At 44.9% G+C, this 19,935-nt stretch carries 19 protein-coding genes; 14 read left to right on the top strand and 5 right to left on the bottom strand.

The features are described from left to right. Positions 1-119: 119 nt before the first annotated feature. Together AB4138_RS11165 and AB4138_RS11160 are read left to right on the top strand one after the other, a co-directional pair. Positions 120-1,130, top strand: coding sequence for an aldo/keto reductase family oxidoreductase (locus AB4138_RS11165; protein WP_017059146.1), 1,011 nt, complete (start codon positions 120-122; stop codon positions 1,128-1,130). A 9-nt stretch (positions 1,131-1,139) separates the two neighbouring features. Continuing rightward, complete coding sequence (locus AB4138_RS11160) at positions 1,140-1,532, top strand: heme-binding protein (RefSeq protein ID WP_017066157.1); 393 nt, start codon at positions 1,140-1,142, stop codon at positions 1,530-1,532. 112 nt (positions 1,533-1,644) lie between these two features. On the opposite strand, the gene AB4138_RS11155 is transcribed toward AB4138_RS11160, so the two are convergent. Next, positions 1,645-3,018: an L-cystine transporter gene (locus AB4138_RS11155; protein ID WP_372306057.1), complete on the bottom strand. Its 1,374-nt coding sequence runs from the start codon at positions 3,016-3,018 to the stop codon at positions 1,645-1,647. A 185-nt stretch (positions 3,019-3,203) separates the two neighbouring features. Next, the gene (locus AB4138_RS11150; protein WP_372306054.1) at positions 3,204-3,899 is read right to left on the bottom strand and encodes an NAD-dependent epimerase/dehydratase family protein; all 696 of its coding nucleotides are present in this window, start codon (positions 3,897-3,899) and stop codon (positions 3,204-3,206) included. A gap of 718 nt (positions 3,900-4,617) precedes the next feature. Here AB4138_RS11150 and AB4138_RS11145 point away from each other — a divergent pair. From AB4138_RS11145 to AB4138_RS11095, 11 genes are all read left to right on the top strand, one after another. Beyond that, entirely contained in the window at positions 4,618-5,229 is a 612-nt protein-coding gene (locus AB4138_RS11145) for a flavin reductase family protein (RefSeq protein ID WP_372058460.1), read from the top strand. 57 nt (positions 5,230-5,286) lie between these two features. Next, positions 5,287-6,333, top strand: coding sequence for a nicotinate-nucleotide--dimethylbenzimidazole phosphoribosyltransferase (cobT, locus tag AB4138_RS11140; protein ID WP_017065520.1), 1,047 nt, complete (start codon positions 5,287-5,289; stop codon positions 6,331-6,333). Next, positions 6,333-7,139, top strand: coding sequence for an adenosylcobinamide-GDP ribazoletransferase (locus AB4138_RS11135; RefSeq protein ID WP_017066160.1), 807 nt, complete (start codon positions 6,333-6,335; stop codon positions 7,137-7,139). Before cobT ends, AB4138_RS11135 begins: the two co-directional genes overlap by 1 nt. Positions 7,140-7,148: 9 nt before the next feature. Beyond that, a complete protein-coding gene (gene cobU, locus AB4138_RS11130) occupies positions 7,149-7,769 on the top strand; it encodes a bifunctional adenosylcobinamide kinase/adenosylcobinamide-phosphate guanylyltransferase (RefSeq protein WP_372306051.1) in 621 nt (206 codons plus the stop codon). 9 nt (positions 7,770-7,778) lie between these two features. Then, the gene (gene cobC / locus AB4138_RS11125) at positions 7,779-8,396 is read left to right on the top strand and encodes an alpha-ribazole phosphatase family protein (protein ID WP_372306049.1); all 618 of its coding nucleotides are present in this window, start codon (positions 7,779-7,781) and stop codon (positions 8,394-8,396) included. Positions 8,397-8,596: 200 nt separating this feature from the next. After that, the gene (locus AB4138_RS11120; protein WP_372306046.1) at positions 8,597-10,393 is read left to right on the top strand and encodes a M3 family oligoendopeptidase; all 1,797 of its coding nucleotides are present in this window, start codon (positions 8,597-8,599) and stop codon (positions 10,391-10,393) included. Positions 10,394-10,671: 278 nt separating this feature from the next. Continuing rightward, a complete protein-coding gene (locus AB4138_RS11115; protein ID WP_017059157.1) occupies positions 10,672-11,700 on the top strand; it encodes a succinylglutamate desuccinylase in 1,029 nt (342 codons plus the stop codon). A 133-nt stretch (positions 11,701-11,833) separates the two neighbouring features. After that, positions 11,834-12,829 carry a vitamin B12 ABC transporter permease BtuC gene (gene btuC / locus AB4138_RS11110; RefSeq protein ID WP_372306043.1) on the top strand — a complete coding sequence of 332 codons (996 nt, stop codon included), beginning with the start codon at positions 11,834-11,836 and terminating at the stop codon, positions 12,827-12,829. Next, on the top strand, positions 12,816-13,574 hold the full coding sequence (gene btuD, locus AB4138_RS11105) for a vitamin B12 ABC transporter ATP-binding protein BtuD (protein ID WP_136974865.1): 759 nt from the start codon (positions 12,816-12,818) through the stop codon (positions 13,572-13,574). The genes btuC and btuD overlap by 14 nt, the downstream gene beginning before the upstream one ends. Before the next feature lie 58 nt (positions 13,575-13,632). Continuing rightward, complete coding sequence (locus AB4138_RS11100; RefSeq protein ID WP_017066163.1) at positions 13,633-13,992, top strand: DUF6559 family protein; 360 nt, start codon at positions 13,633-13,635, stop codon at positions 13,990-13,992. 375 nt (positions 13,993-14,367) lie between these two features. Next, entirely contained in the window at positions 14,368-15,834 is a 1,467-nt protein-coding gene (locus AB4138_RS11095) for a lytic polysaccharide monooxygenase (RefSeq protein WP_372306220.1), read from the top strand. Between the two features lie 224 nt (positions 15,835-16,058). Here AB4138_RS11095 and AB4138_RS11090 read toward each other — a convergent pair whose 3' ends face one another. The 3 genes from AB4138_RS11090 to AB4138_RS11080 all read right to left on the bottom strand — a co-directional run bounded on the left by AB4138_RS11090 (position 16,059) and on the right by AB4138_RS11080 (position 18,009). Then, entirely contained in the window at positions 16,059-16,292 is a 234-nt protein-coding gene (locus AB4138_RS11090; protein ID WP_102427813.1) for a hypothetical protein, read from the bottom strand. 59 nt (positions 16,293-16,351) lie between these two features. Next, positions 16,352-17,071 carry a hypothetical protein gene (locus AB4138_RS11085; RefSeq protein ID WP_372181331.1) on the bottom strand — a complete coding sequence of 240 codons (720 nt, stop codon included), beginning with the start codon at positions 17,069-17,071 and terminating at the stop codon, positions 16,352-16,354. 98 nt (positions 17,072-17,169) lie between these two features. Further along, a complete protein-coding gene (locus tag AB4138_RS11080) occupies positions 17,170-18,009 on the bottom strand; it encodes a LysR family transcriptional regulator (RefSeq protein WP_017068280.1) in 840 nt (279 codons plus the stop codon). Between the two features lie 192 nt (positions 18,010-18,201). Between AB4138_RS11080 and gntH the strand changes: the two genes are divergently transcribed. Beyond that, the gene (gntH, locus tag AB4138_RS11075; RefSeq protein WP_017068281.1) at positions 18,202-19,827 is read left to right on the top strand and encodes a guanitoxin biosynthesis MBL fold metallo-hydrolase GntH; all 1,626 of its coding nucleotides are present in this window, start codon (positions 18,202-18,204) and stop codon (positions 19,825-19,827) included. Positions 19,828-19,935 lie beyond the last annotated feature (108 nt).

The following is a 19,935-nucleotide window of genomic DNA, read 5'->3' as shown; positions in this document are numbered from 1 at the left end:
CCAATCTATTGTTCGTCATATCAAACAATCATTTCGTAACTAGCATATTCTGTTTTTTAAAAAGAACAATATGATAGAGGCATATTTCTGGTCAGCAAATCTTCTAAGCGAGAATCGATATGACGAACAGCACTGAATCTACAAACAAAACGAATGACAAAAAACGTATCCCATTATCAAATTATCTACCGAATGTTGGGCAAATTGCCTATGGCTGCATGGGGTTAGGTGGTGGCTGGAATGATAATCCAGTGACGAGTGCGGATGTTGCTCAAACACGAAGCGTAATCGGCACCGCACTAGAATCGGGCATTAACTTATTCGACCATGCGGATATCTATACCTTCAGCAAAGCTGAGCAAGCCTTTGGTCAAGCATTACAACAAGCGCCTGATCTGCGTGAACAGATGTTCATTCAATCTAAGTGTGGGATTCGTTTTGAAGGCGAGGGCAATGTTGGTCGTTATGATTTCTCGGCTGATTGGGTAGGCCAATCGGTAGACGGTATTCTCAATCGATTGAATACTGAAAAGCTTGATGTGCTGTTATTGCACCGCCCTGATCCTTTGATGGAACTCGATGAGCTAGCAAGAACGTTAGAGAACTTAAAAGCGCAAGGTAAGGTCGATTATTTTGGTGTGTCGAACATGAACAGCCATCAAATTCAGTACCTGCAATCTGCGCTTGGGCAACCCATCGTCGCGAATCAAGTTGAGATGAGCTTAGCCAAATTGGATTGGTTGAATGATGGGGTGATGATTAACTCGCAAGGGCACCATCAATCAGACTTCGCCGCAGGCACTCTTGAACATTGCCAATTGAATAACATCCAACTGCAAGCTTGGGGCTGTTTGGCACAAGGCCGATTTGCTGAGCAAGGTTTGTATTCAGAACATGAAAATGTGAAAAAGACAGCGCACTACGTGGCTCAGTTAGCGAACCAATATGGCGTAGAAAGTGAAGCGATTGTGTTGGCATTTTTGCTTCGTCACCCTGCTCGTATCCAACCTGTAATTGGCACCACAAATCTAGAGCGAATCAAAGCTTCGGCAGTCGCGACTCAGATAAACCTGTCTCGTGAAGAGTGGTACAACCTATACGTGTACTCACGTGGTCAAGCACTGCCATAAGGAATGAATATGTTGAATCAAAAGATCGCGCAACAACTGGTGTCTAACGCTCTAGACATTGCTGAGCGTAATCAACAAGCAATCGCGGTGAGCGTGTGTGATACGCACGGTGAGTTACTGGCGTTTATTCGCATGGATAATGTGAGTGTTCAAGCCGGATTGTTAGCACAGAACAAAGCTTATACATCTGCAAGAGATAGACAGCCAAGCGGTAACTTAGGTGCTTGGGCGAGAGAAACTGGTAAAGACTTAAGTTACTGGACTGACCCAAAGATCACTGGCTTTAAAGGCGGTGTTCCCATTGAATTAAATGGGCAGGTGATTGGCGCTATTGGTGTCAGCGGATTAAGTGAAGACGACGATGAAGCACTTGCCGAAAAAGTCATTCAACTTGTGTTCTAAGCTGTTGCTCGTGAAGTAATGGAAGTTAGAAGTAACAGATAATAAAAAACCGATGCATGTGCATCGGTTTTTTTGTTTAACGAGACTCAAGTGCTTGAATCAATCGAACCCATTAAGCGTTCGCTTGTTCCAGATCTTGTTGCTTGTCTTTCTTGCCTAATAGGCGGCTTGTGATCGTACCGGCTGTCATAGCACCAGATACGTTAAGCGCCGTACGTGCCATATCGATAAGTGGCTCGATAGAGATAAGCAGTGCTGCAATCGTTACAGGAAGGCCCATAGCAGGAAGTACGATAAGCGCCGCGAACGTTGCACCGCCACCTACGCCAGCAATACCGAATGAGCTCACTGTGATAATAGCAATCAGAGACAGAATGAAGTTGATGTCCATTGGGTCGATGCCAACTGTAGGCGCAACCATGACTGCTAGCATTGCAGGGTAGATACCCGCACAACCGTTTTGACCAATCGTCGCACCGAAAGAGGCAGACAGGTTAGCAATCGCTGGTGGCACGTTTAGCTTAGTGATTTGAGCTTCAACGTTCAGTGGAATTGTTGCTGCAGAACTACGAGACGTGAAAGCGAACGTCAGTACAGGCCAGATCTTTTGGAAGTACTCTTTCGGGTTTACACCAACAAAAGAAACCAACACACCGTGTACGACGAACATCAGTAGAATCGCAACGTAAGATGCAACGATGAAACCCAGTAGGCTGAGGATGTCAGAAGCACTTGATGTTGCAACTACCTTCGCCATTAACGCTGCGATGCCGTATGGCGTTAGTGCCATGATCATCTTAACTAAGCGCATAACGATAGATTGTGACGCTTCAACGAAAGTACGGATTGGAGATTCTAGTTCTTCTTTCTCTGCCATCACTTTACGAGCAGCGATGCCCGTTAGCACACCAAAGATAACAACCGCGATGATAGACGTAGAGCGAGCCCCCGTTAGGTCTGCAAATGGGTTAGTCGGAATAAAGCTGATCAGCATTTGTGGAATTGTTAGGTCTGAAACGCTACCGATGCGGCTTTCAAGTGTTGCGATACGTGCTGTTTCGCGAGCGCCTTCTGTTAAACCTTCAGCAGACAGGCCGAATGCTTGCGTTACAACAATACCAACAATCGCAGAAATCGCGGTTGTTGCTAACAGTACAGAAATGGTGATACCAGAAATCTTGCCCAGTGAGCCGCCTTTTTCAAGCTTCACTACTGCTGCAATCATTGAAACCAAGACTAATGGCATGATCACCATTTTCAGTAGGCCAACATAACCACGGCCAACGATGTTTACCCAGTCTAGTGTCTCTTTGATGATGGGATTGCCTTCACCAAATAGCAGCTGTAGACCAAGGCCAAATGCACTACCAAAAACTAAACCGAGTAAAACGAGGCGAGAAAGTGTGTTTTCTTTTTTCTGCTGTCCGTAGAGAAAAAAGAGGATACCAGTGAATACCGCTAAGGCAGCGATAGCTGAAAATGACATTTGTTTTCCTTATGAATCTCTTTAAATCGATAGGGCGCTTAGATATATGGGCGCAAATACTGTTAGCTACAGTAGCGACCTGTAACAAAACGTAAAATAAGGAAAAGTAATTTATTAGAACGATTAGTAATATCCACTCAATAGGATGGGTGGATATTCAACATTGTGATGAATAGGTGAGCTTTTTAGCGATATTTTGCCAATAAATTGAGCATGTCACTTGACGAGTAAATTTCGATATTTTGGAAATTATTTTCGAATAACCGGAACAACATTGCTTTGGCTACGTCTTCCGACTGAATAGGGCGTAGGTTTTTGAACTTACCAAGCATAAATGGAGACAGCAGAGGAAAGACACTTTGCAGGAGTTTTTCATCAGCTCTAGGTTCATCACGCTCACCCACCAGAGGCCCAGGGCGTGCGATGAAAAGCTGCTTGAAGCCAATACGTTTTAAATTTTGTTCCATTTGTCCTTTACAGCGAAGGTAGTGCGAATAGGAATCTAGTGAAGCGCCATAGCTAGAAACGACCGCTACGCGTTGAACCCCAAGAAACTTCATCGACTGTGCGACTTGGCTAACCAGTTCCACATCGATTTTGCGAAGCGCTTCTTTTGATCCTGCCTTTTTCTTAGTCGTACCTAAGCAGATAACGCCAAGATTAGGCGTCGCATTCGTGTCATCCCAACTGGTAACTTGCAGGTCGCTGTGAATGAGTGTGTGGAGCTTGTTGGAATCAAACTGTGAATCTAACGCTCGGCGAGATAGGGCATAGATATGATCAACGGCGGGTTCATCGATGAGCAACTTCATCACATGATGACCAATTAACCCGGTTGCACCAGCCACCACGACCGATGTTTTGTCTCCAGAAATGCTCATTTTAATCCCTTCTTCACTCCACAAGTGCTTGTTTAATATAAACAGTGTTTGAATTTTAAGCGAATAAAAGTTTGTTAAACGAGTGGTCAGTAGTATGTGGGGAGTCGCCTGTTTATGGAAAAAGAGATGATTTAGTTTGGCTCGACGCATAAGTACGGTCTGAAGCATAAGTACGATATGAAACATAATGGCGGTGGGAAAGATAAATGCGGTTTGAAACTTAAGTTAGGCGTTAAACATAACAAAGCCCGCTGGGCGACGGGCTTTGTTACTTTTCTTGCTTCTTACTAGGTAAAGGACAGTGGGATTTTCCTTACCTTTTTGCTAGCTTTCTTACTTGATTTATTTGGTTTTCTTTTACTTGAATTTGGAATCATTACACCTCCTAAATCGTTGTTCTGTTTTGTCTTTCAATCGATTGTCTTTCTTCGTGTAGCGTCAGTGTTGTGGGCATTCACTGTATGGGTACTTATCAATGGAGAGATTAATAAGTAATTTAGATAAGGCATAAACGATGCCAAAATGTAAGTTATTGATAAATCTATTATCAGTATTATTTGTGTTTTAGGGTTCGTCAATTTGACTGTCAATCTGAGAAAAAACCAGTGTGATCTGTTTAAATTAAGAACACTCTCTGCGGTTTCTGCTACTTAGGCATAGATACAGCTTTGCTTAACACGTAAACTGAGTCGTAATTCACATAGACCAAGGACGTGCTATGAACCTCAAGCTTGATACTCTTGCTCCCACTCAGATTTATCACCTGATGACACAAACCGTCGTTCCTCGCCCGATTGCGTGGGCATTGACGGAATCTTCTGACCAAGAGTACAACCTAGCGCCTTTCTCTTATTTCACGCCTGTTTCCAGCAATCCGCCGCTACTGATGCTATCGGTCGGGAAAAAGCCATCGGGCGAAATCAAAGACACCACTCGTAATGCCCTTGAAACGGGTAAGTTGGTCATTCATATCGCGTCAGCAAGTTCTGCAGAAGTAATGACGGCGACAGCAGCCACGCTCGACCATGGTGAGTCTGAAGTAACCGCGAATAATATCGAGTTGGTTGAATTTGAAGGCTTCTCTTTACCGAGAGTGAAAGAGTGCGCGGTCGCTTTTGGCTGCACCTTATACGAAGTAAAAGAGGTTGGAGAGGTGCCACAAAGCCTCATCTTTGCTCAAGTCGAAACCGTGTACATTTCCGAAGACGTGATCGATAAAGAGAGTGAACGTCTTAAGATTGATGCGTTGGCATTAGACCCTTTGTCTCGCCTTGGTGGCGGTGAATACGCGACGCTTTCCAATGTGTTTTCTGTCGCACGCCCTAAGTAGCAGTACCTAAGTAGCAGCCCTATATCAACGTACCCAGAATAAGCGTTTTTAAAAACTATGTTAGATACCCAATACTCGCAGTACATCCAACACCGAATTGACCAAAAAACCAAGCCACTTGGCGCACTTGGCTTACTAGAAAAAGTCGCACATCAACTGGCTTTGATTCAGAGCCAAGGCAAAGAAGCTGCGGTTGAACACATCGAATTGAATAAGCCAAGTATCATCATTTTTGCTGGCGACCATGGCATTGCTGACGAAGGCGTGAGTATTGCTCCAAGCGCGGTAACACAACAGATGGTGTTGAACTTCTTAAGCGATGGCGCGGCGATCAATTGCTTCTGTGCGGTGAATAATATCGATATCACGGTAGTCGACACGGGGATATTGTTGCCTGTGGAATCAGACAGTGACATGTTGATCTCTCAGCGTTTGGGTACGCGAACCAATAACTTTGCCAATGAAGCGGCAATGAGTTTAGAAACGGTTGAACGTGGGATTGAACTGGGTACAGATCTTGTATCTAAAACCATTTCGAATGGCACCAATATCATCATGTTTGGTGAAATGGGTATCGGAAATACCAGCAGCGCATCAGCGATCTTAAGTGCATTAGCGAATCGTGCTGCAGCGGAGTGTGTTGGCCTAGGCACTGGCATCAACAATGAACAGCTTGCACGTAAAGTGGCTGTGGTTGAGCAAGGTGTCGCGCGTTGCAAAGGTTTAGATGCGAATGAAGTTAAAGATATTAAAGAGGTACTCGCACAAGTCGGTGGCTATGAAATCGTTCAAATGGTCGGTGCTTTCCTTGGCGCTTACCAAAACAAAACCCCAGTATTAGTCGATGGCTTTATCGTGTCGGTTGCGGCGTATGTTGCGACTTTAATTGAACCGAGTTGCCGAGACTATATGATCTTCGCCCATCGCTCTGAAGAGTCAGGACACAAAATTCTGTTAGAGCTGCTCGACGCTGAGCCACTGCTCGATCTTGGATTGAGATTAGGCGAGGGCACAGGTGCTGCGCTAGCTATGCCAATCATTCGTGCGGCAGCCGAGTTCTATAACAACATGGCGAGCTTCGAAAGTGCTGGAGTCACGGTTTAATGAGTGATGCACCAGAAAGATCGTTGAAAGATCGAGTTACTTATCAGTGGGAGCTTTTTGCGCTGGCGATGGGTTTCTTTTCTCGCTTGCCAATGCCGAAAAACACGCCCTATTCTACAGAGCGAATGAACCGTTCTGGTCGCTACTTTTCAACGGTTGGTTTGTTGCTTGGTGTTCTGTGTGGCGGTGTGTTCTTGCTACTTGATGTGGTACTGCCGAGTGCAGTAGCGATCTTTTTGATGATGAGTTTTAGCCTGATGCTCACTGGCGCATTCCATGAAGATGGTTTGACTGATATGGCCGATGGCATTGGTGGCGGCATGACCCTAGAACGCCGTTTGACCATCATGAAAGACAGTCGAATCGGTACTTATGGTGCGTCTGCTCTGATTATGGCTCTGCTTGGCAAGTGGGTGCTGTTGAATGAACTCATAAGCATGACGGGACTGTTTATGGTAATCGTGACCAGTTATACCTTTAGCCGCGCGATTGCTGCATCGCTAATTTACGACATGCCTTATGTCAGTGATTTAGATACCAGTAAAAGTAAACCATTGGCCAACAAGCAAACCAAAGGCGAACTTGTCTTCTTGTTGCTGGTAGGCGTGCTGCCTAGCCTGTGGTTTGGTCTTGAATTCGCTTTGGTTTTATCTGTCGTCGCCTATCTGTTCAGAACAGGTTTTAAAACGTGGTTAACGGCTCGAATTGGCGGCTTTACTGGGGACTGCTTGGGTGCGGCTCAACAGTTAATGGAGTTGCTGACTTACCTTGTATTCATTACTGCATTTTACAATGGCTTTCTATAACGGCTTCCTATGACCAACACGAATGAAACTATTCAAGCTAATCAAATTAATCAAGCAAGTCAGCGAAACAGCCATTTGGTATTGGGCGGGGCTCGTTCTGGTAAGTCTAGTTTTGCAGAGCAACAAGCATTATGTGCGCTTGAAGCATGTTCAAATGGACGCCTCAATTATATTGCGACAGCGACATATCTTGATGATGAAATGCGAGAACGAATCGCGCACCATCAACAACGTCGTGGCGAGCAGTGGATTGAGCATGAAGTACCCGTCGAATTAGCCGAAAAACTGCAGTCTTTTGAGAAAGAAGATGTGGTATTGATTGATTGCCTAACCTTGTGGTTGAACAACATCATCTTTGAACTGGGTGATGACGCAACTAATGAACAGGTTGAAGCCGTGGTTGAAGTCTTGGTCAAAAGCGTCGAGCAAAGCCCAGCGCAAATTATCATGGTGTCTAACGAAGTCGGTTTAGGTGTGGTGCCACTGGGTAAAGTATCGCGCTTGTTTGTAGACAATGCGGGACGCATGAACCAATCGCTAGCTCGCGTCGTTGAACGCGTTACGCTGGTTGCTGCAGGATTACCACTGAGCTTAAAACCATCTAATCACTTGCTTAATACTCAAGGCTAGGTCGGAAACATGGTCAATGGAACAACCAAAAACATCTATTTGTTAAGACATGGCAAAGTCGAAGGAAAAGCTGCGCTCAATGGTTTATCTGATGTGCTGGTCAACTCTGATCTTCAAGAACAGATATGTGAGGCACTAACTACACAAGACATTACCTTTGATAGCGTGGTTAGCTCTCCACTAAGACGATGCAGTGACTTGGCAACCCTGTATGCCCAGCGTATGTCCGTGCCTTTGTCTATTGCGCCAGGCTTTCAGGAAATGAACTTCGGTGAAGTAGATGGTGTCCCATTTGATGAACTTGAAGATAAGTGGGAAATGTTAGAAACCTTTTGGCAAGATCCTGCTAATCATCAATTAACTTGTGCAGAAAGTTTACAGGGCTTCCACGACAGAGTAACTCAAGCTTGGTCGCAACTTTTGAATGATTCAAGTGACAACATATTGTTGGTTACTCATGGTGGTGTGATTCGCATACTGCTAGCGCACTGCCTTGATATTGATTGGAAAAACCCGAGTTTGTACTCGAAGTTATCGATAGAAAACGCATCGATAACGCATATTCAAATCACTCAGTTTGCGCAGAGTTTTATCAGCGTTAAATCAATAGGGCTACCTGTTCTCTGAGTGTTAAAAATACACGGTTTTAAGAATTAACAATCTATTAAACCTGTTAATAGAAATAGAAATAGAAATAGAAATAGAAATAGAAATAGAAATAGAAATAGAAATAGAAATAGAAACAGAAATATAAATAGAAGTATAAAGCGGCGTTCACAGCCGCTATACCTGATTGGTATTACTACCTACGTGAAAGGAATTTAGTCATGACAACACCAAGTTGGGATCTAAGCATTGCTTATAGCGATCTTAATGATGCAAAAATCGAACAGGACATTGAACTCATTCAGCAGTGCATTGAGCTGTTGAACCTACACGTTGAAAAGCGTCATATCATTCTAGCGATGCAAAACGCGATTCAGACTTCAGAAGCGGCAGGCACGTTACTGAGTACAATCAACACCTTCGCTAATTGCCACGCATCGGTCGACGCGACACACACAGAAGCGAAAGCATTGCTTGGTCGTGTAGCGAAGCTGAACTCTGAAATGTCTCAAGCGTTCAGCCCTTACGAAGATACGCTAATTCACGCAGAACCAGAATTTATTGATGCAGTATTAGAGCATGATAGTGCAGACGTAGCAGGGCAGCGCTTTGCGATTGAAAGCTCTCGTAAGTTATCAAGCAGCCGACTCAGTGTTGCTGAAGAGCAGTTATTGGCAGCGATGAAGGTTGATGGTCGTGACGGATGGGGTCGTTTATACGATAACCTAACCGGATCTTTAAAACTGTCGCTAAAGCTGGACGGTGAAGAGGAAGCCCTAGGCTTTTCACAAGCCGCGAGCCTGTTGTACGGCAGCGAATTCGACAAACAAGAACCAGCATGGCGCGCGGTTCAAGGTGCGATGAAAACGCACCAAGAGTCTTTTGCTTCGATTCTAAATGCATTGGCGGGTTGGCGACTGACTGAAAACAAAAAGCGTTCGAAGATTAGCGATGTGCATTTCCTAGAACCAAGCCTACACGGCAGCCGCATTGTGCCAGAAACGCTAGACACCATGATGTCGGTAGCGAAAGCTAATCGAGCTGTTGGTCAGAAAGCAGGTTTGTTAATGGCAAGAGTTCACGGGCTAGATGAAATGAAGCCTTGGAATCACTTAGCTGCGATGCCGCCGCTGGGTGACGCTGAATCTAAGGTTTACCCATTTGATGAGGCGATCGACGTGATCAAAACTGCGTTCGCTGAAGTAAATCCAGAGATGGCTGATTTTGTCGCTTTGATGGTTGATAATGGTTGGATTGATGCCGCACCAGCAGCCAACAAACGTTTAGGCGCTTACTGCACCAAGTTTGCTGCTACACGCACTCCGCTTGTGTTCATGACATGGAGCGGTAGCCGCTCAGATTTAATGACATTGGCACACGAGTTAGGCCACGCGTTCCACAACTGGGTGATGAAAGACATGCCGTTGTGTCAAACACGCTACCCAATGACGCTAGCAGAAACCGCTTCGATCTTTGCTGAAAATATCGTTCGAGACCATTTGTTAAAACAAGCACAAACACGTAATGAGAAACTTGAAATGCTGTGGGAAGAGCTTTCTTCTTCTTTGGCATTAATGGTGAACATTCCCGTTCGTTTTGAGTTTGAAAAAGCCTTCTACGAGCAGCGTGAAAAAGGCGAGCTAACGGCTCAGCAGCTGTGTGACTTGATGGAAACGACTTGGAAAGAGTGGTATGGCGATGCAATGACAGAAGCTGACCCTTACTTCTGGGCGAGCAAACTGCATTTCAGCATCTCTCAAGTAAGCTTCTACAACTACCCATACTTGTTCGGTTACCTGTTCAGTAAAGGTGTTTACGCTCAGCGCGATGCGAAAGGTGAGCAATTCTACGGCGATTACGTTTCGTTGCTTCGTGATACGGGCAGCATGATGGCGGAAGAAGTCGTTCAAAAGCACTTAGGAATGGACCTGACTCAAGCTGATTTTTGGCAACAAAGCATCGACATGGTCAAAGTTCAAATCGATGAATTTGAAAGATTGCTCGATCAGGAAGATTAATTGATCTCAATCTGTTCATAGCAGGTAAGAGCTGTGTTAGCTTACGTGGCTCTTATCTTGCTGGCATAACCTGAGATAAGCCGAAACAACCAAAAGTCTCTTTAAATAGAGAAAGTTATTTGGAACAGATGTCGGTTAGTAAAGTCAGCAGGTAATATAAAAATATATGGGTAGTATTTGTGAGTGATAACGGAGTTTCTGTTGATAAGTGCGATCCTAGCAACACAATTTCTATGTACAATTTATTAACATACGGCCGTGCAATTAAGGAGTAGCGCATGACGAAGACCCTCTTTCGCCAATCATTTCTTTTTGACAGCCTAGATCTTGAGCAAGAAGTGTTTGCAGGACAGACCGTACTGAGTAACGGTGTTCAAATTAAGCTTCATCAACGCGGTGTCTTGGAAGTGATTCCCGCGGATTTTAATTCTGAAACCAAGAACATCATTTTTTCAACCGGTGTTCATGGCGACGAAACTTCACCAATGGAGCTGATCGATAAGCTCATTGAGGATATTGAAACAGGTTTCCAAGTAGTAAACGCGAGATGCTTGTTTATCATAGCTCACCCAGAAGCCACTAACGCGCATACTCGTTTTCTTGATGTGAACATGAATCGTCTGTTTGATGAAAAGCAGTACGAGAGCAATCGAGAAGTGGATATCGCGAAGAACTTGAAGTTCTTGGTGACTGAGTTTTACAAAGAAACGGAACCTGCCACTCGTTGGCATCTAGATTTGCACTGTGCAATCCGTTTATCTAAGCATTACTCGTTTGCAGTGAGCCCTAAAGTTCGCCACGAAGTACGCAGTAAAGAGCTGTTTGATTTCATTAACAGTGCGCACGTGGAAGCAGTGTTGTTGTCAAATGCGCCAACCAGTACATTCAGTTGGTACAGTGCTGAAAACTTCGAAGCGCAAGCACTGACAATGGAACTAGGGCAGGTCGCGAGAATTGGTGAGAACCAACTTGATAAGCTAACGGCTTTTGACTTGGCGATGCGTAACTTGATTGCTGAAGTTGAGCCAGAGCATTTACCTAAGCGAACCATCACTTATCGCGTGAGCAGAACCATTGTTCGTTTACATGATGACTTCGATTTCATGTTCTCAGATTCTGTAGAGAACTTTACCGCGTTCAAGCACGGTGAAGTATTCGGTCATGATGGTGATAAACCGTTAATGGCTAAGAATGAAAACGAAGCGGTGGTGTTCCCTAATCGTAATGTTGCTATCGGTCAACGAGCAGCCTTAATGGTGTGTGAAGTTGAAACGCGATTCGACCATGGTCAGCTTGTGTACGATTAATATCGACTCGGGTTTAAACGACGAAAACAACCGCTCAACTGGTTGAAATATCAAGGTTCACATTACGGTGTGAGCCTTGAGTTTATTTGGGGATACAGGTAAGGTTACGCGAACATTTTCAAAGTAGCTTGATATGGATTTCCAACAACTTCTTCACCAAAAACAGCGCAAATGGACTAGAGCCATTTATCTGATGGCAGCACTGCTTGTCGCGCTGAGTGCGATTTACCTAATGGTTGGCGATCTTTTCATTTCCCCTCTGGGCACATTGTCCACGTTAGAACAAAAACTACTGATTGATTTACGCTTACCTCGACTATTGGCGGCTATTGCTATCGGGGCAGGGTTAGCCGTATCTGGCGCAAGTTTACAAGTCTTATTGGGTAACGTATTAGCAGAGCCCGGTGTGCTCGGCATTTCTGGCGGTGCAAGCTTAGCCATGGTTATTGTGCTGTTCTTCTTGCCGTTTGCTCCGACTCCAGAACTGTTCATGATTGCCGCCGTTTTAGGCTCGCTCTGTTTCACCGTGATACTGGTAAGCATGGTAAAAACGATGCGACTCACCACGGCTAAATTACTGCTGGTGGGTGTCGCGTTAGGCATTCTTTCTGGCGCGATGGTGACATGGGCGTTCTATTTTAGTGATGACTTAAGTCTACGCTTATTGATGTATTGGCTGATGGGCAGCTTAGGTGGCGTGACTTGGTTTCAACACTCGCTCACGTTAGTGATGATCCCCGTGATTATTTGGCTGTGTCTACAAGGTAGCAAGCTAGACAAGCTGATGATTGGCGAAACGCATGCCGCGCAACTGGGTGTGAACGTTCCGAGATTACGTTGGCGTCTAATTTTCGCTGTGTCTATTTTAGTCGGCTGTGCGGTTGCCTTAGGTGGCGTGATCAGCTTTGTTGGCTTGGTTGTGCCACACTTATTGCGTTTAGCGATTGGTACCGATAATCGATACCTTCTTCCTTTGTCTGCTGTTGCTGGCGCTGCGTTGTTGGTGTTTGCTGATATTTGCGCACGTACATTACTCGATTCCGCAGAGCTACCTTTGGGTGTGATGACCACCAGTATAGGTGCGCCTATCTTCATTTGGATGTTAATTAAAAATCATGATTCAAATTAAGAGCCTGAGCGTTGGCGCTCGTTTATTACCACTATCATTTGAGCTCAAGCAAGGGCAGGTGACTCACGTTATCGGCCCGAATGGCAGCGGTAAAAGTACCTTACTCGAATCGATATCTGGCATTGGTGATGGTTACAAAGGTGATATCAAGATCGACGGGCAGGATTTGTCGGAGCTGTCTTTACAAGATTTATCATTGCATCGTGCTTACTTGTGCCAAAGCGCAAGGCCAGCCTTCAACTTAGAAGTGTTCCAATATCTTGCATTGTCACTGCCAAGCTCCTCACACGGCCTTGATGCTGAAATCAACGCAGCTTTGGAAGAAATCAGCCAGATGCTAGACATTGCAGACAAACTTCATCGCTCAATTCAGACACTGTCTGGTGGTGAATGGCAACGCGTACGTTTGGCGGGAATGTGCCTGCAAATTTGGCCGACACTTAACCCATACGCGAAGCTGCTGATCCTCGACGAACCCGCAGCTCCGTTGGATATTGCTCAAGAAGCCTTGTTGTACAAGCTCATTGAACGAGTGGCAGAGAAGGGCATCGCTGTGATCATGGCTAACCATGATTTGAACAGAACACTAAGACACGCAGACCAAGTGTTGTTGCTCGATAAAGGTGTACTTCAAGCATCAGGCTCAGCTGATCAAGTGCTTACCCCTGAGCAGCTAGAGTCCGTGTTCAACACCGAAGTCAAAAGTATCTCAGTCGACAATCAGACCTATCTTTTGTTTGGTTAAAAGACTAATTAGTTAAGCTGCTCATTGGGTTTAAGGCGAGTTAGTAAAGGAAGCAAATATGTTTAGATACATCCAAAGAAGAAGAATCAAAAAGGTGATTAAGTCATTGTCTGCAAAGATGGTGAAGAGCTACGGAAGCCGTGATTTCTTCTCTATTGGGCAGGTTGAAACAAGTTCTCGTGAGTTGAGTAAACGCCAACAACAGATTGCTTTAGCCTTGTTTGCGGATCCACAAGATCTTGCTGTTGAATTAGCTCCAACTATTCAGTTGCTGCGTAATGATGTGTCTAATGACTTCTTTGGCGGAGAAGACTACACAGCGCGAGATGTACTTAATCTATTGGGTGGCGGCGGTTGGAAGGGCGGTCGTATGGACGATGACATGTCACATCGCATGGGCATGCATAGCCGTTATTAAATATCTTCTTACTACCTAACGCCTTTATATCCCCAAAGCGGCTTAATCATAAAGCCGCTTTTTTATTCATTCCGAATAATGTTCCCTCAATCAACATAGAATACTGAAATGTCATAATTCGAAGCAACATCATCTATCTACAACGCATTTGTTTGAGTTGTGTGATGCTGATTCCTATCAATATAAAACCCGCTGTTATTGATAAAATTGACGTATATATTTTTCGTTGTTCTTTAAGTCAGAAACTATAAACCTTCGAATTACAGTGCTGGTTGGTTAGTAACCAATTGGTTTTGTGTTTAGGGTAAAATAATAGAGAGTGGGAAAGTGACAACAATAAATAATAATATTCTAAAAATAGCAGTGGGTATGGCTATGCTATCGAGTGTGCCGTCAGTGGCAAATGCTCATGGTTGGTCTGAGTTTCCAAGCGCGCGTCAGAACACGTGTTACGAGCAAGGCGGGATTTGGTCGGGTACACCACCTAATGCTGCGTGTGCTCAAGCAAAAGACATTTCGGGTTCATACCCGTTTGTTCAACGTAACGAGTACGCGAAAAATATCCAAGATTTCAACAACATCAATGCTGTAAAAGCGGCGATTCCTGACGGCACGTTATGTTACGCCAATGATTCGCAAAAACGCGGCATGGGTGCACCTCATACAGGCTGGACTCGTACCGAGCTAAATACTGGTACATTTGAATATGTATTCAACGCGACTGCACCACACAACCCGTCATTCTGGGAATTCTACCTAACGAAACCAAACGCAGACCTGAGCAAAGGCCTAGCGTGGGGAGACTTAGATCTTATCCAAGAAGAGGGTAACGTTCCGGTTAATGGCGGTAAGTACCGCATTAATGTCACTATTCCTTCAGACCGTTCTGGCGATGCGATTCTATTCGTTCGTTGGCAACGTGATGATGCTGCGGGCGAAGGCTTCTACAACTGTTCAGACATCACTATCGCGGGTGGCACAACCCCTCCACCAGAGCCGGGTCCAGAACCCGATCTCGTACGTGGCGACCTATTCATTTCAGAAGGTTTTGGAACTCCACAAGCTGGCGACACCGTTAAGTACGACATCATCAACAAGTACGGTGAAGTCGCGCGTAGCTTCGACATCGTTATCGACGCTTCAAACGTTAACGATTGGGCTCGCTTGTTGGCTTCAGAGATTAACGGCTGGCACGAAGAGTTTAAAGATGGCGCGATCTTCATTGGTGATTGGCACGCTGAAATGCAGCACTACATGTACTTCCAAAACGATCCTTCACGCAACTTCTTCAACTCAAAAGATAGCCGTGCTTCTGGTCAGTTAACGCTGATTGACGGTGGCGACGGTGGTGTTGAACCACTGAAAGGTGATATCTACGAGCTAGTGAAGAGTGACAACGTAGTGAATGCTGGCGACAAAGTTGTAATTGCAACAAGCGAAGCGGCGACATTGACTCAAACTCAAGGTACTTCTGTAAGCATTCAAAATAACGGCACGGCTTCTATCGTAGTTGATACCACTGGCATCACTGCAAACGAAACTTTATCGTTTATGGCTAGCTCGATTGAAAGCGACAGTGTTGAAACCTTCACTTTTGAAGTAATTGCTGATGACGGTGGCGTAACACCAGACCCAGATCCAACGCCGGATCCTGATCCGACTCCTGACCCAGACCCTACGCCAGATCCAGGTACGTGGGACTCATCAGCGACTTACCTTGGTGGCGAAGTCGTGACTTACTCGAACCAGTCATGGAAAGCACAATGGTGGGTTCAAGGTGGTACTAACCCTAAAGCGACTTACGAAAATGACAAATGGGGCGTTTGGCGTCCAGCCAACTAATCTTAACTATTGTTAGTTAATTAGCCTTGCAATAATAACCAAGACACCACACTTTTTGACGAGTGTGGTGTCTTTTTTAGCGTCTGCATTTGCGGTTTTGAATGTCATCAGCCTAGAAAAAGTGATTCAGGAACGAAGTCTTAATCACTCAGCACGGCTCTATAAGAAGATGAGAGTTATATAGAAAACAAGAGCTATATAACGTTTTGTAATGTGTTGAAGAATTATTCCAGAGTAAGGTTTTGCTTAATCTCATCGTTAAGATACCCCTGATCAAAATCTGGTGTCATGAATTCGACGAAGGAGGAGTCTAGATAGCTGGTTTCTAGATAACTCGGCTCTAGATAATGGGAGTCTAAGTGATCAGCACTTACGTAGGTGGGAATCGCAGAAAACAAAACGATACTGATCGCTGCAGCGATATCAATGGCTTTGTTACGTTGAGAAGTAATTTTCATAGTAGTGCCCTCGAAAGGTGGGCAAATCCATCTGCCTATGAGAATTGAATCTGAGATATTTAGAAGTCGTAAGACAAACCAAGTGTGATGATGCTGTCGTTGTCGATCGGGCCCATCGATTGGCCGTTCAAGTAAAGGTCACCTTCGTTGGTGTTGAAATAGGTGTATTTCACGTAGGGTGTCCAGTCGTCGATGCTTTTAGAGAGAACGACTTCGTGCTCATTGGTACGGTAGTCGCCTTGATGAAAGATTACGTTGTCATCGTTGTGGGTAAACCCGCCATTGGATCCATCACTGTTTTCGTGAGTGTATTGATAAGCTAAATCCCAGCCTGCGAGTGAGTACCCCGCACCGGCGATGAACTTATTGGTGTTGATCGTGGTGTCGCTTACATTCTCGAGTACTTGCCCTGACTGGTTATATCCCAATCCACCGAATACATTGAAGTTGTCGTTCACTTGATAATCGATAATACCTTCGATTAATAACTCTTCACCGTTGTCCCATTTACTAAGTTCACCGTATAAGTTGAACGTGAAAGATTCGCTGATGTGAAAATCGTGCCCGTAACCCGCTGCCAACCAACCCTGGTCATCAAAACCTATATAGACTTGTCCATTTTCTGAGGTATCGATTAATGCGCCAGCTTCTGTGGTGTAGACACCGTTATCAGCAGCATTAGAGGCAACGTTTTGTTCGATGTAAACTTGAGTCGAAGTCGCAAACGCTGCGCTGCTGAGTAACGTAAGTGGTAGAGCAATAAGGTTAAGTTTTTTCATGGATTCTCCAGTGTCGTTCTATTGAATTAACTTGCTGGAGAGTATGTGATTAAACTGAATTTATATTAATAGGGTTAACTTTAGTTAAAACCTCAGTTTCATTTATGTTTCCTTAATGCTGATTTGATTGCTTCACGGGTTTTGATGTGCTGTTCGTCTTTAGCGTAGCGGCGGTGATAGAGCATTCGAAACGTGATCGGTCTTAATTTGATGGGGATAGGGTGAACGCGTAAGCCAAGCGCTGGTGCAAGCATTTCTGCAAAAGAGCGAGTAGAAGCGGCGATATAATCTGTCGTGCTTGCCAAAATCAGCATGCTTGAAATTGAGCTGGTTTCAATTCTGACTTTTCTCGGCTCGATATCGCTCTCTGATAAAAACTCGACCGTGTTCATGTTGGCGCGTTTGATCTTGAGCGCAATATGTTCCTCTTGGAAATACTCTTCTTTACTTAGTGTCTCACCAATTCGAGGGTGGTTGATTCGAGTCAGACACACGGGCTCCTCATCGACGATGGTTTCTTCAATCAATGAGTGTTTCTTACTCGAAAGTACATCAATGACGATATCTACTTTTTGTGCAGTAAGCGCATCAAACAGTTCTTCCTCTTCGAGTGGCGCTTCCGTAAAGCTTACGCCTTCAACCTGGCTAACGAAATGAAGCAAGCTCTCTGTGCAATAGACTTTAAGGTCATTCTTTTGCTGCTCAACCGTTCCAATGATGTTCAATGGGTCTTCTATCTTATTAGCGAGTGATACCGCTGCTCCAGTGGGCGCGATACCTCGTCCTTCTCTCACAAATAAAGCCTTGCCCACGACACCTTCGAGTCTCTTAATAGCCGCGCTTACCGCGGGTTGAGAAATATCGAGCTGCTCTGATGCCACGGTGATAGAGCTGTGTTTGTAAACGGCCAAAAATGTCGTCAGTAGATTAAGGTCCAAATTCAGTTCCCTCTATTCTTATTGCACTCATCCAAATCATGGTGGAGTCGTTATTGACTCATAAATGAAATGGAGGTTTTAAGTAAAGTTTACACTATATATCAAGGTTCTGTTTATTAATAAACTTGTTTGCATCGGAGTGAGGAAGGAACTTCATTCATTTACTAAATACTCAGACCGATAGGTGAAACTATGAGAACTTTCGCAAAATTATCAATCATCTCTACAGCAATGATCATCACGACAACCGCTTTTGCTGCTGACCCAATGATGCAATACAACACCAAGCAGACTAACTCTGATATTCAAAAACTCGAGAAATTTGAATATCACGAGGGTGAAACCCTTGAAGAGTATCTGAGCACTCAACCTAAGGGGAACTTGTACTCTTCAGAAGAAGAAGTGCTTTCTGTGTTAATGGGCGGTGTAAACAATGGTGACTATCGCAAAGAAACCAATTCAGGTTGGAAAGAAGGCCTGATGTTTGAGGGCATTGCACCTTATGGCGATCACATGGTGTCGGGCGCAAACTGGTTCCCACGCACTGAAGAAGTTCAACCGGATGAAATGCGTGTCACGTTCATGGGGACATCACCAATGATTCGCCCGGGGCAGGCAAACACCTCGATATACGTAGAACTGGGTAACGGCTCTAACTTTGTTTTTGATTTAGGTGAAGGATCAATTGCGAACTACGTAGCGGCGGGTGTCGCGATGAATGAACTCGACCATATCTTCATTACTCACTTACACGTAGATCACTACGGATCATTGCCTTACCTGTATCAATTTGGTGGTTGGAATGGTCGCTGGGAAAAGCCGCTTAACATTTATGGCCCGAGTGGTGCGACTCCAGAATATGGCACTCGTCATATGATTGAAGGCATGCAGCAAATGTTGAACTGGCACACCGATGCATTTGATGTGTTCCCATCAGGCAACGACATAGTGGTACACGAGTTTGATTTCCGCGACGACGGTGGCGTTATCTATGACCAAGACAATGTGGAAGTGATTCACTGGCGACGCAGTCACGCAAAAGATGGCGCGTCTGGTTACCGCTTGAATTGGACTCAAGATGACGGCCGAGTGCTTTCATTTGTTTGGACAGGAGACGGTCGCCCAACCGAGTTGGATTTGAAATATGCGAAAGGTGCAGACTTGTTCATTACTGAGCTGCAAACCGAAACGTTTGGTGTGTCTTCGATTATTCAAGGTGTGCCGCCATTCTTAGCACGTTACACCGTTGATACTCACCATACACCAGCGTACGCGGCGGGTTATGTGGCGAATGAAGTACAACCGCGCTTGTTCATGACAACGCACATGACATTCGACCCATATCTCAATGAGGAAACCGTTGCAGAGGTTCGCCACCATTGGCAAGGGCCTTACCACTTCGGTGCGCCAGATGGCATTGTCGTTAACATGACTAAAGATAATGCGTGGGTTCGTGAAGGTATTTTACCTGATTTCCCGAATGCGCGAGCGCCACAATTTGATATGGCCGATGGGTCTGACTTTAGAATCCCGCTGCCGAAAAACAGCCGTGAAGACATACAAGAACAAGAGATTCGTGATTTAGAGTTAGATCCTAAACTGTACTACCCAGAAGGCTACCATCCAGAGCTGTTAACTGAGTGGCCAGTCGACCGTGACATCGTGATCCCAGCTGAACAAGTACCAGAAGCAATGAAGCAAGGTATGAACACCAAGCAAGAATACATGGATAGAGTGCGTGCTCACCACAACCTTGAGCGCAAGTCGGTAAGTCGTCCAACTGAGCCTGGTGAAGGAGCAGGAACCGATAACAAATAGGGTATTTGCAGTGAGGGCTGATATTGCCCTCACATCCTAAAAAGTTAGGTAAATAAACCCATTCTCTTACTCAATCATAAAAACTATTGCTTACAACATCTTTGCTTA

It is taken from the genome of Vibrio sp. 10N.286.52.C3, from assembly GCF_041468865.1.
Taxonomy (GTDB): Bacteria; Pseudomonadota; Gammaproteobacteria; order Enterobacterales; family Vibrionaceae; genus Vibrio; species Vibrio crassostreae_C.
This window is presented reverse-complemented; position numbering and strand designations above follow the sequence as displayed.